Origin of the sequence: Paraburkholderia sp. SEWSISQ10-3 4, assembly GCF_030464785.1 — a bacterium.
Classification (GTDB): domain Bacteria; phylum Pseudomonadota; class Gammaproteobacteria; order Burkholderiales; family Burkholderiaceae; genus Paraburkholderia; species Paraburkholderia aspalathi.
The window spans coordinates 231,489-251,392 of sequence record NZ_JALPRI010000008.1 but is presented as its reverse complement, the minus strand read 5'-3'; the positions used below and the strand labels follow the sequence as shown (position 1 = coordinate 251,392).

Genomic DNA, 19,904 nt, shown 5'->3' with positions numbered 1-19,904 from the left:
ATTCAAGGAAAGGCACCAAAGCCAGAACAAGGAAAGGCCAAAGCCCTAAGAACACAGACAAAAAGCGCCAAGCAGACAACAAGCTCAAGAAAACCCCACCGCCGCAGGCAAACCCACAGCACAAGCCCCCGGCAGGACCAAATCCCATTATATGAATCAAACATTCACATATTGGAGATTTCCAAAAAACCGCCCTACAATCCACACCAACACGCACCGTGAGCTCAAAAAGCCACGACCAGCGACAGCAAGAAAAAAACCGGAGACAAGCCAAACACCATGCCAAAGCCCCAAAGGCAGCAACCGCACGCCCGCGCCAGTGGCAACACCCGCGCCGCGAGCAAAACAGGCCCCCTCTCCGGCCCCGCGCTGTAAGCGCAAAAAACTACCTGAAAGCGAATCGCCATGAACAAAGCGATGCCCAATCACGCCGTAAGCGAATCTGACGCCGATCTGGCGCCGCAGGCCGATCACGCTTCCAGCGCCGCGCCGAGGCAGGCTGCCAACGCTGCGAAGGTTTCACGCGCCAGCGTCCAGCATCCGCCCGTGGTCGACGAAATCGCCTTGCCGAGCACGTTGCTCGACATCACGCCGCAACAGGCCGGCACGCAAACACTGCTGCGCGGCCTCGCGATTCTGGAAGCCGCCGCCGCCGGCGTGCGCGATCTGCGCACCTTCGGCGCCGCGCTCGGCACGACCCGCAGCACCACGCATCGGCTGGTGAGCAGCCTTGTGCAGGCGCGCTATCTGCGGCAAGTGCAGGGCGGCTATCTGCTCGGCCCGAAGTTGATCGAACTCGGCACCATCGCACTCGAACAGATGCCGCTCACGACCGTCGCCCGCCAGCATCTCGAATCGCTCGCCGAGCAAACGCTCGACACGATCCACCTCGGCGTGCGCGATGGCGACGACGTGCTGTACATCGACAAGATCCCCGGCACCCGTGGCCTCGAAATGCGCTCGCGCGTCGGTCACCGCATGCCGCTGGCGTCGACGGGGATCGGCAAAGCGATGATGCTCGACCTCACGCCGGACGTCTGGCAGTCGCTCTTCGAAGCATCGCGGCGTGCGCTCGCGGGCGTCAGTTTCAAGCCGGATAACCGCCCCGATGTGCAGACCTTCATGCAGCGCATGACCAACTACGCCGCCGGCGGCTACACCTTCGACCTCGAAGAAAACGAAGCGTCGATCCGTTGCGTTGCAGCGCCGGTGCGCGATGCATCGGGCGCAGTCGTGGCGGCGCTGTCGGTGGCGAGCACGATTCCGTATATGTCGCTTGAACGCATGGATGAACTGATTCCGGTCGTGCAGCGCGAAGCGCGCGCGATCTCGGAAGAACTCGGCTGGCGTGCCCCGCAACCGGCAACCCGCAGGATCAAACGATGAAGCGAGCGGGTTCTCACACGCAAGCGGCCAATCCGGTGCACGCCGCCGCTGTCGCCGACACTACCTTCCAGGACGCAGCGCTCATTGCGCTCGACTGGGGCACGACGTCGCTGCGCGCGTATCTGTACGACGCGGCCGGCGAGGTGCTGGCGACGCGGGCATCGACGGCCGGCATCATGAATTTGCCCCGTAGCGCCGAGCAAGGCGGCTTCGATGCCGCCTTCGAGGACGCGTGCGGCGCCTGGCTCGAACAGGCGCCCGCCGTGTCGGTGATCGCGGCCGGTATGGTCGGCAGCGCGCAAGGCTGGCTCGAAGCACCGTATGTCGATGCGCCGGCGAATGCGGATGCGCTGGTGGCCGGCATCGTCCGTGTGAAAGCCGCGTGCGGCGTGACGCTGCACATCGTGCCGGGCGTCCTGCAGCGCGGCGAGTTGCCTAACGTCATGCGCGGCGAAGAAACCCAGATTTTCGGCGCGCTGGGGCAGGACACGGGTGCAGTGGATAGCGGTAAGCGCGCACTGATCGGTTTGCCTGGCACGCACGCGAAATGGGCCGTCGTGCAAGCGGGTCGCATCGAACGTTTTCATACCTTCATGACCGGTGAAGTGTTCGCGGCTTTGCGCGAGCACACCATTCTCGGCCGCACGATGGTCACGCCGGATCGTCCGGATACCGCTTCGTTTCTGCATGGCGTGAACATCGCTCGCGATAAAGGTCAGGCGGGCATGCTGGCTACCGTATTCAGCTCCCGCACGCTCGGGCTCACCGGACAACTTTCGCGCGAACAGCAGCCGGACTATCTGTCGGGTTTGCTGATCGGGCACGAACTGGCCGGTCTCGAAGCCGCACTGTCGCAACAGCAAAGTTCGCTTGCCGGGCAGCATCTGCGTCTGATTGGCAATGAAGCGCTGTGCGAGCGCTATCGCGTAGCACTGGTGCAATTCGGTTGCACGCATGCGGAGCTGGTGAAGCACGCCACCGAGCGCGGCTTGTGGCGCGTCGCCACCCAGGCGGGGCTCGTCAAGCCTACGCCGCAAGCGGCGCACGCCGGCTAACCGGCAGCGCCGCCGCTCACGAAACAAGGAATCGACATGCAACCTCACATCAATCTGCCCGCCCCGTACATGCCGCACGCGGGGTTGATCGCGGCGTTCGAGGTCTGTCCGCTGATCGCGATCATGCGCGGCGTGACGCCCGCCGATGCCGCCGAGCACGCTCAGGCACTGTACGAAGCCGGCTTTCGCATCGTCGAAGTGCCGTTGAATTCGCCGCAGCCGTTCGACAGCATCGCGGCAATCCGCAAGGTGTTGCCGGCCGATGCGATCGTCGGTGCGGGCACGGTGCTGCATCCGAGTTTCGTCAACGACGTAAAGTCGGCGGGCGGCGAGCTGATCGTGATGCCGCATAGCGACCCGGAGGTCGTCGGCGCCGCGAAAGCGCAAGGCATGGCCTGCGCGCCGGGTGTGGCGACACCGAACGAAGCCTTCATCGCGCTGAAAAACGGCGCGGATGTGTTGAAGATGTTCCCCGCCGAACAACTCGGCTGCCAGGTCGTGAAGGCGTGGCGCGCGGTGATCGCGGCGGAAGTGCCGCTGGTGCCGGTTGGTGGGATCACGCCGGACAACATGGGTCCGTTCCTTAGCGTCGGCGCGAATGGCTTCGGCCTCGGCTCGGCGCTGTACAAGCCGGGACAGAGCGCGGCGGTGACAGCCTCGCACGCAAAGGCGTTCATCAACGGGTTGCGCATCGCCCGTGCAGGCGCGAAGAAATGAAGCGGCTCGCCGACAAAGTCACGTTGATCACCGGCGCCGGCCGCGGCATCGGTGCGGCGATCGCGTTTGCGTTTGCGCGTGAGGGCGCGGCGGTCGTGCTGGCCGAACTCGATATCGAAACCGCGCAGCAGACGGCGCAACAGATCAAGGCGCAAACCGGCGCACGCGTGTTGGCGGTGCAGACGGATGTGACGCAATCGGCCTCGGTTCAGCATGCGGTGAGCGAGGCCGAGCAGGCGTTCGGCGCGGTCGACGTACTGGTCAACAACGCCGGCATCAACGTGTTCTGTGATCCGCTGACCATGACGGATGACGACTGGCGCCGTTGCTTCGCGGTCGATCTCGACGGCGTCTGGAACGGGTGTCGCGCGGTGTTGCCGGGCATGGTCGAACGAGGCTCGGGCAGCATTGTGAATATCGCGTCGACACATGCATTCAAGATCATTCCGGGATGTTTTCCGTACCCGGTCGCGAAGCATGGCGTGATCGGATTGACGCGCGCGCTCGGCATCGAATACGCGCCGCGCAACGTGCGGGTCAACGCAATCGCGCCGGGCTACATCGAAACGCAATTGACGCACGACTGGTGGAACGAACAAGCCGATCCGGCTGCCGCGAAACAGGCGACGCTCGCTCTGCAACCGATGAAGCGCATCGGCCGCCCGGAAGAAGTAGCGATGACGGCGGTGTTTCTCGCCTCGGATGAGGCGCCGTTTATCAACGCCACCTGCATCACCGTGGATGGCGGCCGCTCGGCGGTGTATCACGACTGAACGTAGCGGGGCAGCACGCAACAGGAAGCGGGAAACGCAACAAGAAGCAAACGGGCAGCAAGAACAAAGCAGCAAGGTTTCACCGGACGACGCGCTGGCCGCGTGTGTCACACCCGGTACAAGAAGACGCGGCCGATACCTTCTCGTTATCAATTAGTCAGGAGACACGCATTATGAAACGAAGAATTTTCCTCACGCTGGCAGCAGCGGCGACGGGTGTGCTCTTCAACGCACCGGTGGCGCAAGCAGCGGACCCGGTCAAGATCGGCTTCCTCGTGAAGCAGCCGGAAGAACCGTGGTTCCAGGACGAATGGAAGTTCGCCGAAATTGCCGCCAAGGAGAAGGGTTTCACGCTGGTGAAGATCGGCGCGCCGTCGGGCGAGAAGGTGATGAGCGCTATCGACAACCTGTCGGCGCAGAAGGCACAAGGCTTTGTGATCTGCACGCCTGACGTCAAGCTCGGGCCGGGCATCGTCGCCAAGGCGAAGGCCGACGGCCTGAAGATGATGACGGTCGACGACCGTCTCGTCGACGGCGCGGGCAAGCCGATCGCATCGGTGCCGCATATGGGCATCTCGGCGTACAACATCGGCAAGCAGGTGGGCGACGGCCTGGCCGCGGAAATCAAGAAGCGCGGCTGGGACATGAAGGACGTCGGCGCAATCGACGTCACCTACGAACAGCTGCCGACCGCGCATGACCGCACGAGCGGCGCAACCGACGCGCTGGTCGCCGCCGGCTTCCCGAAGGCGAACATCATCGCCGCGCCGCAAGCGAAGACCGACACGGAAAACGCGTTCAACGCCGCCAACATCGCGCTGACGAAGAACCCGAACTTCAAGCACTGGGTGGCTTACGCGCTGAACGACGAAGGCGTGCTCGGCGCGGTGCGCGCAGCGGAAGGCCGCGGCTTCAAGGCGGACAACATGATCGGTATCGGCATCGGCGGTTCGGACTCGGCATTGAACGAGTTCAAGAAGCCGACTCCGACGGGCTTCTACGGCACGGTCATCATCAGCCCGAAGCGTCACGGCGAAGAAACCTCGACGCTGATGTACGACTGGATCACGCAAGGCAAGGAACCGCCGATGCTCACGCTGACGACCGGCATGCTGGCTACGCGTGACAACGTTGCCGATGTGCGCCAGAAGATGGGCCTCGCGGCAAATTAATCGGCTGAAAGCGTAGTTAAATGAAGTGAACTGCCGGTGCGTCGTTTCTCCAAGGATTGGGCGCGCCGGCAACAGCAATACAAGATCAGCAGTTGAGACAGACCGTGTTTGCCGCTGGCGTGACTGCCTCGCAAAACACGCACGGTTCACACGAAGCAGCAATTAATTGCATGGGACCGGAGTAAGCGCTGAAGCGCTAACACCGGTCGACATAGGAGGCGAAGTGTCAGCGACGCTACGTTTTGACAATATCGGCAAAGTCTTTCCAGGCGTGCGCGCGCTCGACGGTGTGTCCTTCGACGTCAACGTCGGCCAGGTGCACGGCCTGATGGGCGAAAACGGCGCAGGGAAATCGACCCTGCTGAAGATTCTCGGTGGTGAATACCAGCCCGATTCGGGCCGCGTGATGATCGACGGCAATGAGGTGCGCTTCACGAGCGCGGCGTCGTCGATCGCGGCGGGGATCGCGGTGATTCACCAGGAACTGCAATACGTGCCCGATCTGACGGTCGCGGAAAACCTGCTGCTGGGCCAGTTGCCGAACTCGCTCGGTTGGGTCAACAAGCGCGAAGCCAAACGCTTCGTGCGCGAACGCCTCGAAGCGATGGGCGTGGCGCTGGATCCGAACGCGAAGCTGCGCAAGCTCTCGATCGCGCAACGGCAGATGGTCGAAATCTGCAAGGCGCTGCTGCGCAACGCACGCGTGATCGCACTGGATGAACCCACCAGCTCGCTGTCGCATCGCGAGACAGAAGTGCTGTTCAAACTGGTGCGCGATCTGCGTGCCGACAACCGCGCGATGATCTACATCTCGCACCGCATGGACGAGATCTACGAGCTGTGCGATGCCTGCACGATTTTCCGCGACGGCCGCAAGATTGCTTCGCATCCGACGCTCGAAGGCGTGAAGCGCGACACCATTGTCAGCGAAATGGTCGGACGTGAAATCGCCGACATTTACAACTACTCGTCACGGCCGCTCGGCGAAGTGCGCTTCGCTGCCAAAGCGATCGAAGGTCATGCGCTCGCACAGCCGGCCAGCTTCGAAGTGCGGCGTGGCGAGATCGTCGGCTTCTTCGGTCTGGTGGGCGCCGGGCGCAGCGAACTGATGCATCTGGTGTACGGCGCGGATCACAAGAAGGCCGGCGAAATCGTGCTCGACGGCAAGCCGATCAAGGTGCGCAGCGCCGGTGAGGCGATCAAACACGGCATCGTGCTGTGCCCGGAAGACCGCAAGGAAGAGGGCATCGTTGCGATGGCGACCGTGTCGGAGAACATCAATATCAGTTGCCGCCGTCACTATCTGCGCGCCGGGATGTTCCTCGATCGCAAGAAAGAGGCGGAAACCGCCGACCGTTTTATCAAGCTGCTGAAGATCAAGACGCCGAGCCGTCGTCAGAAGATCCGCTTTCTGTCGGGCGGCAACCAGCAGAAGGCGATTCTGTCGCGCTGGCTGGCCGAGCCCGATCTGAAGGTCGTGATTCTTGACGAGCCGACGCGCGGGATCGACGTCGGCGCGAAGCATGAGATCTATAACGTGATTTATCAGCTCGCCGAACGCGGCTGCGCGATCGTGATGATTTCGTCGGAATTGCCGGAAGTGCTCGGCGTGTCCGACCGGATCGTCGTGATGCGCCAGGGCCGGATTTCCGGCGAGCTGGCGCGTAAGGACGCAACGGAACAATCCGTGTTGGGCCTCGCCTTGCCGCAAAGCTCGACAGCGCTGCCCGGAACCGCAGCCACCGAGCAAGCGGCCTGAACATTATTTGGACGAAAGTCCGGCAACCCGTGGGGAACGGGAGGAGTCTTCAACATGCAAGCCAGAGAAAACCTCGCGCAACAAGCCGCAAAAAATGCGGCCGAAGCGCTGATTCCGCAAGGCAACGACAAGGCGAAATGGTGGCAGCAGATCACCGAGTACAGCCTGATCCTGATCTTCATCGTGATGTTCATCACGATGTCGCTGACGGTCGACCACTTCTTCTCGATCGAGAACATGCTCGGTCTCGCCCTGTCGATTTCGCAGATCGGCATGGTCGCGTGCACGATGATGTTCTGTCTGGCCTCGCGCGATTTCGACTTGTCGGTGGGGTCGACGGTCGCGTTCGCCGGTGTGCTGTGCGCGATGGTGCTGAATGCGACCGGTAATACGTTCATCGCAATCATTGCGGCGGTGGCGGCGGGTGCGGTGATCGGCTTCGTCAACGGCGCCGTGATCGCCTATCTGCGCATCAACGCGCTGATCACGACGCTCGCTACGATGGAAATCGTTCGCGGTCTCGGCTTTATCGTGTCGCACGGTCAAGCCGTGGGCGTGTCGTCGGATACGTTTATCGCGCTAGGCGGTTTGAGCTTCTTCGGCGTGTCGCTGCCGATCTGGGTCACGCTGCTGTGCTTCATCGTGTTCGGTGTGATGCTCAATCAGACTGTGTACGGCCGTAACACGCTGGCAATCGGCGGTAATCCGGAAGCCTCGCGTCTTGCCGGTATCAATGTCGAACGCACGCGCGTTTATATCTTCCTGATTCAGGGCGCCGTCACCGCGCTGGCCGGTGTGATTCTGGCTTCGCGGATTACGTCGGGCCAGCCGAACGCGGCGGAAGGCTTCGAGCTGAACGTGATTTCAGCGTGCGTGCTGGGCGGCGTGTCGCTGCTCGGCGGTCGTGCAACGATCTCCGGTGTCGTGATCGGCGTGCTGATCATGGGTACGGTTGAGAACGTGATGAACCTGATGAACATCGACGCGTTCTATCAGTACCTCGTGCGTGGCGCGATCCTGCTCGCCGCTGTGCTGCTCGACCAGTTGAAGAACCGCGGCTCACGGGACTAACCCGGGATTGAACCCGGAAATAAACCCGCGGCTCACCCACCTTGCTCTAAAAAGGAATCGAACGATGTCGTCTCCGGCCAATGCAAACGACCGCCTCGCGGACAACGCGTTTGCCCGCTATCCGAGTCTCGTCGACCGAACGGTGTTGATCACGGGCGGCGCGACCGGTATCGGCGCATCGTTCGTCGAGCATTTTGCGGCGCAGGGTGCGCGCGTCGCGTTCTTCGATATCGACGCGACCGCAGGTGAAGCGCTCGCCGACGAACTCGGCGACTCGAAACACAAGCCGCTGTTCCTGCCTTGCGATCTGACCGACATCGACGCGCTGCAAAAAGCGATCGCCGATGTGAAGGCCGCACTCGGTCCGATTCAGGTGCTGGTGAACAACGCCGCGAACGACAAACGCCACGCGATTGGCGACGTGACGCGCGAGTTTTTCGACGCGGGGATCGCGGTGAATATCCGTCACCAGTTCTTCGCGGCGCAAGCGGTGATGGAGGACATGAAAGCCGCGAACGCGGGTTCGATCATCAACCTGGGTTCGATCAGCTGGATGCTGAAGAACGGCGGCTATCCGGTGTACGTGATGTCGAAATCGGCAGTGCAGGGTCTGACGCGCGGGCTCGCGCGCGACCTCGGTCACTTCAATATTCGCGTCAATACGCTGGTGCCGGGCTGGGTGATGACGGAAAAGCAGAAACGTTTGTGGCTCGACGATGCGGGCCGTCGCTCGATCAAGGAGGGTCAGTGTATCGATGCTGAACTGGAGCCGGCTGATCTCGCCCGCATGGCGCTATTCCTCGCCGCCGATGACAGCAGGATGATCACCGCGCAGGATATCGTCGTCGACGGAGGCTGGGCGTGAGTGCGGGGGCGGATTTGCCTGCACATAGCGCGGCGCTGCTGCTCGACACGAAATGCACGCTCGGCGAAGGCGCGACGTGGTGCGCGAAAACCGGCCGCTTCTACTGGAACGACATCGAAGGCGCGCGGCTGTGGCGCTATGACCCGCGCGACGGCGGGAGCACGTTCTGGCGCATGCCCGAGCGTCTCGGGAGTTTCGCGTTGTGCGCCGATCTGCGCTACCTGTTGCTCGGATTGGCGACGCATCTCGCGTTCTTCGATCTGACAACCGGCGAGACGCGGCGTATCGTCGACGTCGAACCTGGCTTGAACACGCGCGTGAACGACGGCCGCTGCGATCGTCAGGGTCGTTTCGTATTCGGCACGAAAGACGAGGGTTCGCCGTTGCAGGCAATCGGCGGGTTTTATCGTCTGAATCACGATTTGTCGCTGGAGCGTTTGCCGTTGCCCGCACCGGCGATCTCGAACAGCATCGCGTTCAGTCCCGACGGCGCGACGATGTACTACGGCGATTCGCCGACGCGTGAAATTCGCGTCTGCGACTATCGCGCTGACGGCAGCGTTGCCAACGACCGCGTCTTTACGACATTGACGGACGCGACCGGCGAGCCCGACGGCTCGACCGTCGACAGTGATGGTGGCGTGTGGAACGCACAGTGGGGCGGCAGGCGAGTGGTGCGGTATGGCCCCGATGGCGTGGAAACCGAGCGTGTCGACGTACCGACCGCGCAGCCGAGTTGCGTCGCGTTTGGCGGCCCCTCAAGAGGACTTCCTTCAGGGCCTGTACAACTGGACACCCTGTACATCACGAGTGCGCGTATCGATCTCGATGCCGCCGCGCTCGCGGGCGATTCTCATGCGGGCGGCGTGTTCATCGCAACACCCGGACGACAAGGTTTGCCGGAACCGGTGTTCCAGGGCGCGCCTACATAGCGCAGAATGACGCAGCCTCAGTTGCAAGGCAGAGTGCAGTCGAGCAGTGATTTTGGAACTGAACCAGTCGTTGATGTCGCAAACCAAGTGCCAGCAAATCGGCAGTAGATCGGCAGCATGCAGTTCGGACCCTGAGGCGACCTGTGCAAAAAAAATCGCCCAACAGCATCCGTCAGCAATGACGGCAACGTCCTACGCCTCTCGATGGAGCCAGATATGACTGTTGCGAATCCTGTTTCCGCCTCTTCTCAGAGCCGGCGCGCGCGACTCAACGCGGCGGCCAATCCGGTGCTTCCGGGTCCCAGTACTTCTGCGGTTGCGGTCGGTGAGACGAGCGGCGGCGAGCTCGCGTGCATCACGCTCGCCAATGCGCATTTGCGCCTCGATGTCGCGCCGACGCTCGGCGGCGGCGTCACCCGTTTCGACTGGCGTAACGACGGCGCGCTCACGCCGATTTTCCGGCGCTGCCGTCACGTCGCTTCGGATACCCAGCCGAATCAGCTGGCCTGCTATCCGTTGCTGCCGTATTCAAATCGCATCGGCGGTGGTCATTTCAATGTAGCTGGGCGGCGTGTCGAGGTGCCGCAAAATCGCGCCGACGAAGCCTTGCCGATTCATGGCGACGGTTGGCTCTCCGCCTGGCAGGTCGCGGAGTCGGATCGCGAAAACGTGCGTCTGACGCTCGATCGCCACGACGGCAAACCGTACGCATTCCGCGCGACGCAAACCTATACGCTGGACGGTCCCACGCTCGTCATCACGCTGGACATCGAGAATGCAGGCCGCGAGGCGTTGCCTTTCGGGCTGGGCGTGCATCCATTTTTTGTGCGTGACGCTGACACCGAACTGTCGGCGGCGGCAGGCGGCCTGTGGCTTTCCGGCGACGACTGGCTGCCGGTGCGTCACGTGCCGGCGCCGCCCGCGTGGCAATTCGGCGTGGCGTATCCGCTGCCGGAAACCATCGTCAATCACGCGTTCACGGGCTGGAGCGGACAGGCGGCCGTGGTGTGGCCGAAGCGGCGGCTGTCGCTGAATATCGCCGCCGATACCGACTATTACGTGCTGTACACGCCACCACGCGAAGACTTCTTCTGCTTTGAGCCGGTGGATCATCCGATCAACGCGATGAATCTGGCGGGCGGCGCGTGCGAGAACGGGATGACGATGCTCGCGCGCGGCGAACGGCTCACGCGCACCTTTCGCTTTACTGTCGAACGCACGGGTTTGCGCTCGATGCCGGGCGCGCGCGGTTCGCGCCGGCGTCAGTAGGAGCGAGCAGGGCGGAGCGGTACGGCGTACGCATCGTCACGCCCCAGCCGGAACCGGCATGACGCGTGGCCGCGGCTTGTCGCGCAGGACAGGTAAAATACGCGCCACTTCCGTTATTGGCTCGCCGCGAGACTCACCATGTCCAATTTCATCCAGACACTCAACGACGCCTGGCAGCGCACGAACTCGCTGCTGTGCGTCGGCCTCGATCCCGAGCCCAGCAAATTCCCGGGCGCGCTCGCGGGCCGTCCCGAAGCGATTTTCGACTTCTGCCGCACTATCGTCGATGCGACCGCGCCCTATGCGTCGTCGTTCAAACCGCAGATCGCCTACTTCGCCGCTCATCGCGCGGAAGACCAACTCGAGCAGCTGATCGCGCACATTCATGCGAACCACCCGGGCCTGCCGGTGATTCTGGACGCGAAGCGCGGCGATATCGGCAGCACCGCCGAGCAGTACGCGCGCGAGGCCTTCGAGCGCTATCAGGCGGATGCGGTGACGGTGAATCCGTATATGGGTTTCGATTCGATCCAGCCGTATCTGGAGCACGAGGGCAAGGGCGTGATCGTGTTGTGCCGGACCTCGAACGCGGGCGGCTCGGACCTGCAGTTCCTGGAGACGGGCGGGCGTCCGCTGTATCAGGTCGTCGCGCAACTGGCGGCGGACAAGTGGAATGCAAGCGGCCAACTGGCGCTCGTGGTCGGTGCGACTTTCCCGAAGGAAATCGAAGTGGTGCGACGGATCGTCGGCGATATGCCGTTGCTGATTCCGGGCATCGGCGCGCAAGGCGGCGATGTTCAGGCGACGGTCAACGCCGGCCGGACGGCGAACGGCACGGGCATGTTGATCAACTCGTCGCGGGCGATTATCTACGCCGGTAAGGATGACGATTTCGCCGAAGCCGCGGCTAAGGCCGCGATGGAAACGCGTGACCGGATCAATGCGTTCCGGTAATTGAGGGTGAGGCCGGTCAGGTAACCGGCCCCAGCCGCTCGATAAACACCGCATGCTGCGGATGCCGCGCTTTTAGCGCTTCGACATCCGCCAGTTCGAACTCGCTGAACTCAAACCCCGGCGCGACCGTGCAACCCACCAGCGCGAACGTCGCCGGGTCCGCGCATTCCGCGGCAAACCACAAACCCGCGGGCACCACTGCCTGAAACACGGCATCCGGATGCGTCAGCGCATTGCCCAACGTGTGCGTAATCAACGTGCCTGTTTCGTCGAGCACGTGAACATTCAAGGGATCTCCGGCATAAAAATGCCAGACCTCATCGGACTTGATCCGGTGCCACGCCGAATGCGCGCCGTCGCAGAGCAGGTAGTAAATCGCGGTGGACGCCGAGCGCGTCTGCGTTGAACCGTCATCGCGGCGCACGGACTCCGCGGACCGATACGTCTCGCTGAAAAAACCGCCTTCCGGATGCGGCTTCAGATCGAAGCGGCGGATCAACTCGTCTTTGGCTGCGTGCGAAGTCGACATATTGGGCATCGTGACGGGGCTTCAGATTTTGAACCAGACGTTAATGTTCGCGCTCGTCGAGCAGGGCCAACACACCGCGCAGCGCGTGCGCGGCGGCCTGCACGCGGATCTTCTCGCGATCGCCCTTGAAGACCTTGGTTTCGACGGACGTATGCAGCCGATTGCTCCAGCCGAACGACACCATGCCGACCGGCTTGGTTTCCGTTCCACCGCCCGGGCCGGCGACGCCGGTAATCGACACCGACACCTGCGCGCGACTGTTGCGCAGCGCGCCCTCCGCCATCGCGCGCGCCACCTGTTCGCTGACCGCGCCGTGCTTTTCGATCAGGTCGGCCGGCACGCCGATCATCTCGGACTTCGCCTGATTCGAATACGTGACGAAGCCGCGCTCGAACCAGCCGCTGCTGCCGGAAATATCGGTGATCGCAGTCGCCACCATGCCGCCTGTGCAGGATTCGGCGGTGACGAGCATCAGGCGCTCGTCGCGCAGGCGGTTGCTCACGCGAATCGCAAGCTGGTGAACCACGGAATCGGTAGGCATGGCGTCAATCCGGAAAACGGGGAACTGCTGCGGGAGGCTGTCGGCAGCCGGCGGGCCAACGCCGACCGGCGCCAGCCGACGGGCAACGGTTAAACCGACATGCGCCAGAGCGCAATCACGAGCAACGTGAAGAACGCGGCGACCAGGTCGTCGAACATGATGCCAAAACCACCTTTCAGTCGGCGATCGAAATAACCGATTGGCGGCGGTTTCACCATGTCGAAGAAACGGAACACGATGAACGCCCAGAGTTGCCCGGTCAGCGTGACCGGCGTGACCATCAGCAGCACCAGCCAGAACGCGATGATTTCGTCCCAGACGACCGGCGACGGATCGTCGGTGCCCAGCTTCTTAGCGGTAAAGCCGCAGATCGCAATGCCGCCGAAAAAGCCGGCGACGATCAGCACGCCCCATTCGACCACGGTCAGATAACGGCTCAGGACGGCGAACGAGGCCCATGCGAACAGGGTGCCGACGGTGCCCGGCGCAACCGGCGACAAGCCGCTGCCAAAGCCCAGCGACAGAATGTGCAGCGGATGCGACAGCATGAAGCGCGCGGTGGCGCGGCGCGGCTGAGGACGCGGCGCGCGCGGGCCGGACGCGTTGGGCTGCGGATGGCCGATCAGATCGTCGGCGGGGCCCAGCGGGGGATCAGTCTGCATGGAAATGGTCGAAGCCTTGCAACGTCAGAGTGAGCGGCGCGCCGGCGGCATCGCGCCAGCCGATCGCCGGGCGGTCGGCCGCCGTTTGAAGAGCGCTTATTGTACCGATGCGGGTGACCGGTACGGCGACCTCGCGGCCGGCTGCTTCGACCTTGGCGCGCGCTGCGGCCGGGGCGGTGAAGCACAGTTCGTAATCGTCGCCGCCGGCTAGCGTGCAACGTTGCTGGATCTCGGGCGAGAGGCGGCGTAGCGCGGCCGAACGCGGCACGGCGTCGACGTCGACCGTGGCCTGCATCTCCGAGCGTTCCAGGATGTGCATCAGATCACCGGCGAGCCCGTCCGAGAGATCGAGCGCAGCATGCGCGATCCCCCGCAGCGCGAGACCGAGGAAGATGCGCGGCTCGGGACGTTCGAGGGCGCGACGAAACGTCGCAGTGTCGCTGGCATCGGCAGACCACTCGCCGCGCTGCACGCCCAGCCCGGCACGGGCGTCGCCGAGCGTGCCGGAGATCCAGATATCGTCGCCCGGTTGCGCGGCGTCGCGGCGCAGTGCAACTTGCGACGGCACGCTGCCGAACACGGTGATGCACAGATTCAACGGGCCGCCGGTGGTGTCGCCGCCGATCAGATCGCAGCCGTAGCGCCCAGCCAGCGCGAAGAGGCCATCGCTGAAGGCGGCGAGCCACGCCTCGTCGGCTTTGGGCAAGGAGAACGCCAAGGTGAACGCCTGCGGCTTTGCGCCCATGGCGGCGAGATCCGACAGGTTCACCGCGAGCGCCTTGTGACCGAGCGCCTCGGGATCAACGTCAGGAAAGAAATGGCGGCCTTCCACCAGCATGTCCGTCGATATCGCCAGCATTTCGCCGGGGCGCGGCGCGAGCAGGGCGCAGTCGTCACCGATGCCGAGTTCGCCTTCAGCAGTACGGGACGACGCAGCGGCTGCGCGGCGGGCGAAGAAGCGATCGATCAGCGAAAACTCAGAGAGCATGGGGTAGTGGGTAAGCGGATAAGTGCAACGAAAAGTCGCTAACGGCGCGCATTGTACGGAGACGCCCGCGGGTAAACACTCTATTCGCGCTCAACTCCGATTCAACGAGTGGTTGGCCCAACGTGTGCCATGTCTGCCTTTCGCTATATTTCAGTCGCGGCAGTTGTACCCGTATTGAAGGAATCGAGCCGGCAATTGGGGCTACAATGCCGTCGAACATCTATTCTAATCCGCCCTTCGAAGCCCGCCTTATGTCGACTCCCGTCAATAGCAAACTCCGCGAAGCCGCTCTCGATTATCACGAGTTCCCGACCCCCGGGAAGATCGCGATCGCCCCCACCAAGCAGATGATCAACCAGCGCGACCTCGCGTTGGCATACTCGCCGGGCGTCGCGTTCGCGTGTGAGGAAATCGTCGAAAACCCGCTGAACGCCGCCCGTTTCACCGCGCGCAGCAACCTGGTCGGCGTCGTCACGAACGGCACCGCGGTGCTGGGTCTTGGCAACATCGGGCCGCTCGCCTCGAAGCCGGTCATGGAAGGCAAGGCCGTCCTGTTCAAGAAGTTCGCCGGCATCGACGTATTCGATATCGAGCTGAACGAGTCCGATCCGCACAAGCTGGTCGAGGTGATCGCCGCGCTGGAGCCGACCTTCGGTGGTATCAACCTCGAAGACATCAAGGCGCCGGACTGCTTCATCGTCGAGCGCGAATGCCGTAAGCGCATGAAGATTCCGGTCTTCCACGATGACCAGCACGGTACGGCCATCGTCGTCGCGGCGGCCATCACCAACGGCTTGAAGGTGGTCGGCAAGGACATCAAGAAGGTCAAACTGGTGGCGTCCGGCGCGGGCGCGGCGGCGCTGGCCTGTCTGGATCTGCTGGTCGACATCGGCCTGCCGCTCGAAAACATCACTGTTACCGACCTGGCCGGCGTGGTCTACAAGGGCCGCGTCGAACTGATGGACCCGGACAAGGAACGCTTTGCACGCGAAACCGACGCTCGCACGCTCGCTGAGGCGATTGGCGGTGCGGATATTTTCCTCGGTCTCTCGGCCGGCGGCGTGCTGAAGCAGGACATGGTCAAGCAGATGGCCGACAAGCCGCTGATTCTGGCGCTGGCCAACCCGACCCCGGAAATCCTGCCGGAACTGGCGCTCGAAGTGCGTCCGGACGCGGTGCTCTGCACGGGCCGCACGGACTACCCGAACCAGGTGAACAACGTGCTGGTGTTCCCGTTCCTGTTCCGCGGCGCGCTGGATGCGGGCGCCACGACGGTGACGCGTGAAATGGAGATCGCCGCGGTCAATGCGATCGCCGAACTGGCTCGCCAGGAGCAGAGCGATATCGTCGCGACGGCGTACGGCATCCAGGATCTTTCGTTTGGTCCGGAATACCTGATTCCGAAGCCGTTCGACCCGCGCCTGATCGTCAAGGTCGCGCCGGCGGTGGCGAAGGCCGCGATGGATTCGGGCGTCGCCGAGCGTCCGATCGAAGACATGGACGCGTACGAACAGCATCTGCAGCAGTTCGTGTATCACAGCGGCACGACCATGAAGCCGATTTTCCAGCTGGCGCGTGGCGTCGAGCCGGAGAAGAAGCGCATTGTGTTCGCGGAAGGCGAAGAAGAGCGCGTTCTGCGCGCGATGCAGATCATCGTCGACGAAAAGCTCGCGAAGCCGATCCTGATCGGCCGTCCGGCGGTGATCGAACAGCGCATCGCGCGTTACGGCCTGCGTCTGATCGCGGGTCAGGACTACTCGGTCGTGAACACCGACCACGACGAGCGTTACCGCGATTTCTGGCAGGAATATCACAAGATGATGTCCCGCAAGGGCATCACCGAGCAGATGGCGAAGCTCGAAATGCGCCGCCGCACCACGCTGATCGGCGCGATGATGGTGGAGAAGGGCGAGGCGGACGGCATGATCTGCGGCACGGTGTCCACCACGCATCGGCACCTGCACTTCATCGATCAGGTCATTGGCAAGAAGCAAGGCGCGAAGGTCTATGCGGCGATGAATGCGCTGGTGTTGCCGAACCGCCAGATTTTCCTCGTCGACACGCACGTGAACGTCGATCCGACGCCGGAGCAGCTGGCTGAGATCACGATCATGGCCGCCGAGGAAGTGCGCCGCTTCGGTATCGAACCGAAGATCGCGCTGGTGTCGCACTCGAACTTCGGTTCGAGCAATGCGCCGACCGCGCAGAAAATGCGCGACACGCTGGCGATCCTGCGCGAGCGCGCACCCGACCTGCAAGTGGACGGCGAAATGCACGGCGACCTCGCACTCGACGCGAATCTGCGCCGCGAAGTGCTGCCCGACTCGACGCTCGAAGGCGATGCGAACCTGCTGGTGCTGCCGAACATCGACGCGGCCAACATCTCGTACAACCTGCTGAAGACCGCCGCGGGCAACAACATCGCGATTGGTCCGATGCTGCTCGGCGCCGCCAAGCCGGTGCACGTGCTGACGGCTTCGGCCACGGTTCGCCGCATCGTCAACATGACGGCGCTGCTGGTTGCCGACGTGATCGCAGCCCGCTGATCCTTGATCCGGGACTGAAGCGTGGCGCCGCCTGATTTGGGCGCCATGCAAAAAAAAGGCGTGCCCGCAATGGGCACGCCTGCGGGTGAACAGGGGATAGCCACCCTAAAAAGGCCGAATGAGACCATTCCGCCTTCGAGAGACTGCGGATCCCCAAGGCTTTCATTAGAGGGAATGGGCTGCGCAATGGGCGCCCAGTGGGCTTGGGCCTGCCTTCATTTGCTTCGTCGGGTTAATTTTAGCCTGCACAAGCTAAATATTCTGTCAAAAGTCGTCAAAGCCCGTTCCGTGGCTCTTTCCCGCGCGATTGGAAGCTTTTGCCTGTCCGGCGAACGTTGATTCTGTGGGGTTTTAGCGATACCCTTACGACTTTCATGGTCGTCAAACTCGTGATCTAACAGCGGGGAACCTTGATTCATGGCACGCAAGTGGCTGCGCATTAAAGGCGTGCTGATCGGTGCTTTGACGCTCTGCGCTGTATCGGGCTCCGTGCCTGGCGCGTTTGCGCGCGACTACACGGCATCTGCCGATACACAAGCTCAGGTGCAGGGCACTATCGCGGCGGCGCAGTTGCCGCGCGAAGCGGTCAATACATTGAACTTGATTGCCGCGGGCGGGCCTTACCCGTATGAGAAGGACGGCATCGTATTCGGCAATCGCGAACGGTTGCTACCGCCGCATCGGCGCGGCTTTTACCACGAATACACCGTTCCCACGCCTCGTTCACGAAACCGCGGGGCGCGTCGCATCGTCTGCGGAGGTCCGCTACAGCGGACCGACAACTGCTATTACTCGGACGACCATTACACCAGTTTTAATCGTATTGTTGAATGACATCGGGATGAACGGCATGAGCGACAACGTCTACGCGCACGACTCCGGAGTCGCGACGGATCTTTTCGCGGCCGGCGACGGCAATTTGTTCCAGCGCGTCATGCGAATGCGCGCCGGCGACCAGGGCCGGGATAACCAGAGCGAAGCCAGCACTGTGCTCTCATCGAACGAGGAGCCCATGAGTCTTTTCAAGACCGTACGACCGAACATCGTACAGTCGATCCGCGCCTTTCGCGTGCAGGATCTCGCTGACGAGGCCAACCAGCTCGGCCAGCACTTTCTGTACGCGTACTGCGCGAATGCACAGTCCAAACAGGAAGTGCTGGAGACCATTGCTACGTCGTTCCTGTTTCCGAAGCATTTCGGCAAGAATTACGACGCGCTCTACGATTGCCTGACCGATCTGGTCCATAAGGCAGGCGCGCAGCCCGGGTTCGTGATCGTGCTTGAGCAGTTGCCGGTCGCGCAAAAGTTCGACAAGGAAGGGCGCGAGACGCTACTGGACGTGTTCCGCGAAGCGTCCGAGTTTTGGGCCGAGCGCAAGGTTGCGTTCCGGGTGTTTTATTCGTTTGCGTAAGTAAGGTAGGCCTGAGCACCACCTACCGTTGTAAAAGAAAGAGAAAGGCCCGCCAATTGGCGGGCCTTTGCTTTTGTTTTTGCTTGCGGCTTACCAGGCACCCCAGCGGGCTGCCAATGCCGAGAGCACTGCGATGCCGGCGGTCTCCGTGCGCAACACGCGCGGACCGAGGCCGACCGCGGTAAATCCGTGATCAGTCGCAGCGGCTTCTTCCGCCGCCGAAAAACCGCCTTCGGGGCCGACCAGCACGGTTACGCGCCCGAACGGCGGATTAGCGGGCAGTGCCGAAAAGCTGATGCTGGCGCGCGGCGACAGCAGAATGCGCATTTCGCCTTCTTCAGGCGTGCGAGGCAGCGCACCGAGCCACGTGGCGATCTCACGCACCGGCATCACTTCCGGCAGGCGATTGCGCCCGCACTGCTCGCACGACGCGCGCACGATGCCTTGCCAATGAACGTGGCGCCGCTGCGCGCGCTCGCCGGAAAGACGCACCACGCTGCGCGTGGTGGTCAGCGGCACGAAACACGATGCCCCGAGTTCGACGGCCTTCTCGATGAGCCAGTCCATCTTGTCGCCGCCGGCGATGCCCTGCGCGAGGGTGAGGTGATACGGCGCTTCCACTTCGATATTGCGGAATTCGTGAATTCTGACCTTGGCTGAGCGGCGTTCGACCTCGACGAGTTCGGCGCTGTATTCGCCGCCTTCGCCATTGAAAAGCACGATCGAGTCGCCCGGCTGCAAACGCAGCACGAGGATGTGGCGCGTGACGTCATCGGGCAACGGCATGATGTCGTCGGGCTTGAGGGGCGTACCGACGAAGAAGCGAGGCATCAGAAAAATACTCATTAGTTCAGGAAAGGTGGCGAGCGAGCGCCCAACGGTAGCCGTCCAGATCTTCGACCTGGGCAAACCGGTCGCCCCAGAATTGATCCTGTGGCTCGCTCAGCGATTTTGCGCCGGCGGCCAGCGCCCGCGTGTAAACCGCGTCGACATCGTCGACATAGACATAGAACGATTGCGGCGCGATCGCGCCCGCGCTTTTGGGTGTTTTCGCCGCCGAGCCGAACGCGCCTTCCGGCGCGAACATCACGATCAGCTGGCCTTGATAGGTCATCTCGACATGCATGACGACACCATCGTCCTGGACGCTGTCACGTACCTCAAAGCCGAACGCCGCTTCGAAGAATGCCGTGGCGGCACGTGCGTCGCGCACCGTCAGATAGGGGGTCAACCAGGGCACACCGGCTGGGCGGGAGGCGGTCATGGGGTTCTCC

21 protein-coding genes are annotated in these 19,904 nt (G+C 62.8%); 15 read left to right on the top strand and 6 right to left on the bottom strand.

The genetic code is table 11. The features are described 5' to 3' along the window. The 12 genes from M0D68_RS18630 to pyrF form a co-directional block, all read left to right on the top strand. Nucleotides 1-222, top strand: a 222-nt coding sequence (locus M0D68_RS18630; protein ID WP_266224911.1) for a hypothetical protein, incomplete at its 5' end; no start/stop codon positions are given. Nucleotides 223-405: 183 nt separating this feature from the next. Continuing rightward, the gene (locus M0D68_RS18625; protein WP_200621371.1) at nucleotides 406-1,386 is read left to right on the top strand and encodes an IclR family transcriptional regulator; all 981 of its coding nucleotides are present in this window, start codon (nucleotides 406-408) and stop codon (nucleotides 1,384-1,386) included. Beyond that, a complete protein-coding gene (locus M0D68_RS18620; RefSeq protein WP_200621372.1) occupies nucleotides 1,383-2,441 on the top strand; it encodes a 2-dehydro-3-deoxygalactonokinase in 1,059 nt (352 codons plus the stop codon). Before M0D68_RS18625 ends, M0D68_RS18620 begins: the two co-directional genes overlap by 4 nt. Before the next feature lie 36 nt (nucleotides 2,442-2,477). Next, nucleotides 2,478-3,158 carry a 2-dehydro-3-deoxy-6-phosphogalactonate aldolase gene (locus tag M0D68_RS18615; protein ID WP_200621373.1) on the top strand — a complete coding sequence of 227 codons (681 nt, stop codon included), beginning with the start codon at nucleotides 2,478-2,480 and terminating at the stop codon, nucleotides 3,156-3,158. Continuing rightward, nucleotides 3,155-3,931 carry an SDR family oxidoreductase gene (locus M0D68_RS18610; protein ID WP_200621374.1) on the top strand — a complete coding sequence of 259 codons (777 nt, stop codon included), beginning with the start codon at nucleotides 3,155-3,157 and terminating at the stop codon, nucleotides 3,929-3,931. Before M0D68_RS18615 ends, M0D68_RS18610 begins: the two co-directional genes overlap by 4 nt. Before the next feature lie 173 nt (nucleotides 3,932-4,104). After that, entirely contained in the window at nucleotides 4,105-5,103 is a 999-nt protein-coding gene (locus tag M0D68_RS18605; RefSeq protein WP_093635403.1) for an arabinose ABC transporter substrate-binding protein, read from the top strand. A gap of 223 nt (nucleotides 5,104-5,326) precedes the next feature. Further along, complete coding sequence (gene araG / locus M0D68_RS18600) at nucleotides 5,327-6,862, top strand: L-arabinose ABC transporter ATP-binding protein AraG (protein ID WP_093635405.1); 1,536 nt, start codon at nucleotides 5,327-5,329, stop codon at nucleotides 6,860-6,862. Between the two features lie 54 nt (nucleotides 6,863-6,916). Then, nucleotides 6,917-7,933 carry an L-arabinose ABC transporter permease AraH gene (araH, locus tag M0D68_RS18595; RefSeq protein ID WP_200621375.1) on the top strand — a complete coding sequence of 339 codons (1,017 nt, stop codon included), beginning with the start codon at nucleotides 6,917-6,919 and terminating at the stop codon, nucleotides 7,931-7,933. 64 nt (nucleotides 7,934-7,997) lie between these two features. Beyond that, nucleotides 7,998-8,798, top strand: a complete 801-nt coding sequence (locus tag M0D68_RS18590) for an SDR family NAD(P)-dependent oxidoreductase (RefSeq protein ID WP_200621376.1) — start codon at nucleotides 7,998-8,000, stop codon at nucleotides 8,796-8,798. Further along, nucleotides 8,795-9,730, top strand: a complete 936-nt coding sequence (locus M0D68_RS18585) for an SMP-30/gluconolactonase/LRE family protein (protein ID WP_200621377.1) — start codon at nucleotides 8,795-8,797, stop codon at nucleotides 9,728-9,730. The genes M0D68_RS18590 and M0D68_RS18585 overlap by 4 nt, the downstream gene beginning before the upstream one ends. A gap of 216 nt (nucleotides 9,731-9,946) precedes the next feature. Further along, nucleotides 9,947-10,999 carry an aldose 1-epimerase gene (locus M0D68_RS18580; RefSeq protein ID WP_093635413.1) on the top strand — a complete coding sequence of 351 codons (1,053 nt, stop codon included), beginning with the start codon at nucleotides 9,947-9,949 and terminating at the stop codon, nucleotides 10,997-10,999. A gap of 138 nt (nucleotides 11,000-11,137) precedes the next feature. Further along, the gene (pyrF, locus tag M0D68_RS18575; RefSeq protein ID WP_200621378.1) at nucleotides 11,138-11,953 is read left to right on the top strand and encodes an orotidine-5'-phosphate decarboxylase; all 816 of its coding nucleotides are present in this window, start codon (nucleotides 11,138-11,140) and stop codon (nucleotides 11,951-11,953) included. A gap of 16 nt (nucleotides 11,954-11,969) precedes the next feature. Here pyrF and M0D68_RS18570 read toward each other — a convergent pair whose 3' ends face one another. The 4 genes from M0D68_RS18570 to thiL form a co-directional block, all read right to left on the bottom strand. Then, nucleotides 11,970-12,482: a cupin domain-containing protein gene (locus M0D68_RS18570; protein ID WP_200621379.1), complete on the bottom strand. Its 513-nt coding sequence runs from the start codon at nucleotides 12,480-12,482 to the stop codon at nucleotides 11,970-11,972. Nucleotides 12,483-12,522: 40 nt separating this feature from the next. Further along, on the bottom strand, nucleotides 12,523-13,023 hold the full coding sequence (locus M0D68_RS18565) for a CinA family protein (protein WP_054034521.1): 501 nt from the start codon (nucleotides 13,021-13,023) through the stop codon (nucleotides 12,523-12,525). Nucleotides 13,024-13,112: 89 nt separating this feature from the next. Then, the gene (locus M0D68_RS18560) at nucleotides 13,113-13,685 is read right to left on the bottom strand and encodes a phosphatidylglycerophosphatase A (protein ID WP_171926716.1); all 573 of its coding nucleotides are present in this window, start codon (nucleotides 13,683-13,685) and stop codon (nucleotides 13,113-13,115) included. After that, nucleotides 13,675-14,673 carry a thiamine-phosphate kinase gene (thiL, locus tag M0D68_RS18555; RefSeq protein ID WP_200621380.1) on the bottom strand — a complete coding sequence of 333 codons (999 nt, stop codon included), beginning with the start codon at nucleotides 14,671-14,673 and terminating at the stop codon, nucleotides 13,675-13,677. The genes M0D68_RS18560 and thiL overlap by 11 nt, the downstream gene beginning before the upstream one ends. Before the next feature lie 206 nt (nucleotides 14,674-14,879). Between thiL and M0D68_RS18550 the strand changes: the two genes are divergently transcribed. The 3 genes from M0D68_RS18550 to M0D68_RS18540 all read left to right on the top strand — a co-directional run bounded on the left by M0D68_RS18550 (nucleotide 14,880) and on the right by M0D68_RS18540 (nucleotide 18,630). After that, complete coding sequence (locus M0D68_RS18550) at nucleotides 14,880-17,219, top strand: NADP-dependent malic enzyme (protein ID WP_093635421.1); 2,340 nt, start codon at nucleotides 14,880-14,882, stop codon at nucleotides 17,217-17,219. Between the two features lie 417 nt (nucleotides 17,220-17,636). Beyond that, nucleotides 17,637-18,053: a ribonuclease gene (locus M0D68_RS18545; RefSeq protein ID WP_093635423.1), complete on the top strand. Its 417-nt coding sequence runs from the start codon at nucleotides 17,637-17,639 to the stop codon at nucleotides 18,051-18,053. Between the two features lie 16 nt (nucleotides 18,054-18,069). Beyond that, nucleotides 18,070-18,630, top strand: coding sequence for a barstar family protein (locus tag M0D68_RS18540; protein ID WP_093635748.1), 561 nt, complete (start codon nucleotides 18,070-18,072; stop codon nucleotides 18,628-18,630). A gap of 90 nt (nucleotides 18,631-18,720) precedes the next feature. Here the strand turns inward: M0D68_RS18540 and M0D68_RS18535 are convergent, their stop codons facing one another. After that, on the bottom strand, nucleotides 18,721-19,461 hold the full coding sequence (locus M0D68_RS18535) for a 16S rRNA (uracil(1498)-N(3))-methyltransferase (protein ID WP_093635425.1): 741 nt from the start codon (nucleotides 19,459-19,461) through the stop codon (nucleotides 18,721-18,723). A gap of 19 nt (nucleotides 19,462-19,480) precedes the next feature. Next, nucleotides 19,481-19,894, bottom strand: a complete 414-nt coding sequence (locus M0D68_RS18530) for a glyoxalase/bleomycin resistance/extradiol dioxygenase family protein (protein WP_054034519.1) — start codon at nucleotides 19,892-19,894, stop codon at nucleotides 19,481-19,483. Nucleotides 19,895-19,904: the final 10 nt, after the last annotated feature.

Bases quoted from the DNA above. Each gene is read 5' to 3' on its own strand.
- M0D68_RS18625 (WP_200621371.1), top strand. From the start codon at position 406: ATGAACAAAGCGATGCCCAATCACGCCGTAAGCGAATCTGACGCCGAT.
- M0D68_RS18620 (WP_200621372.1), top strand. From the start codon at position 1,383: ATGAAGCGAGCGGGTTCTCACACGCAAGCGGCCAATCCGGTGCACGCC.
- M0D68_RS18615 (WP_200621373.1), top strand. From the start codon at position 2,478: ATGCAACCTCACATCAATCTGCCCGCCCCGTACATGCCGCACGCGGGG.
- M0D68_RS18610 (WP_200621374.1), top strand. From the start codon at position 3,155: ATGAAGCGGCTCGCCGACAAAGTCACGTTGATCACCGGCGCCGGCCGC.
- M0D68_RS18605 (WP_093635403.1), top strand. From the start codon at position 4,105: ATGAAACGAAGAATTTTCCTCACGCTGGCAGCAGCGGCGACGGGTGTG.
- araH (WP_200621375.1), top strand. From the start codon at position 6,917: ATGCAAGCCAGAGAAAACCTCGCGCAACAAGCCGCAAAAAATGCGGCC.
- M0D68_RS18590 (WP_200621376.1), top strand. From the start codon at position 7,998: ATGTCGTCTCCGGCCAATGCAAACGACCGCCTCGCGGACAACGCGTTT.
- M0D68_RS18580 (WP_093635413.1), top strand. From the start codon at position 9,947: ATGACTGTTGCGAATCCTGTTTCCGCCTCTTCTCAGAGCCGGCGCGCG.
- pyrF (WP_200621378.1), top strand. From the start codon at position 11,138: ATGTCCAATTTCATCCAGACACTCAACGACGCCTGGCAGCGCACGAAC.
- M0D68_RS18570 (WP_200621379.1), bottom strand. From the start codon at position 12,482: ATGTCGACTTCGCACGCAGCCAAAGACGAGTTGATCCGCCGCTTCGAT.
- M0D68_RS18565 (WP_054034521.1), bottom strand. From the start codon at position 13,023: ATGCCTACCGATTCCGTGGTTCACCAGCTTGCGATTCGCGTGAGCAAC.
- M0D68_RS18560 (WP_171926716.1), bottom strand. From the start codon at position 13,685: ATGCAGACTGATCCCCCGCTGGGCCCCGCCGACGATCTGATCGGCCAT.
- thiL (WP_200621380.1), bottom strand. From the start codon at position 14,673: ATGCTCTCTGAGTTTTCGCTGATCGATCGCTTCTTCGCCCGCCGCGCA.
- M0D68_RS18550 (WP_093635421.1), top strand. From the start codon at position 14,880: ATGCCGTCGAACATCTATTCTAATCCGCCCTTCGAAGCCCGCCTTATG.
- M0D68_RS18545 (WP_093635423.1), top strand. From the start codon at position 17,637: ATGGCACGCAAGTGGCTGCGCATTAAAGGCGTGCTGATCGGTGCTTTG.
- M0D68_RS18540 (WP_093635748.1), top strand. From the start codon at position 18,070: ATGAGCGACAACGTCTACGCGCACGACTCCGGAGTCGCGACGGATCTT.
- M0D68_RS18535 (WP_093635425.1), bottom strand. From the start codon at position 19,461: ATGCCTCGCTTCTTCGTCGGTACGCCCCTCAAGCCCGACGACATCATG.
- M0D68_RS18530 (WP_054034519.1), bottom strand. From the start codon at position 19,894: ATGACCGCCTCCCGCCCAGCCGGTGTGCCCTGGTTGACCCCCTATCTG.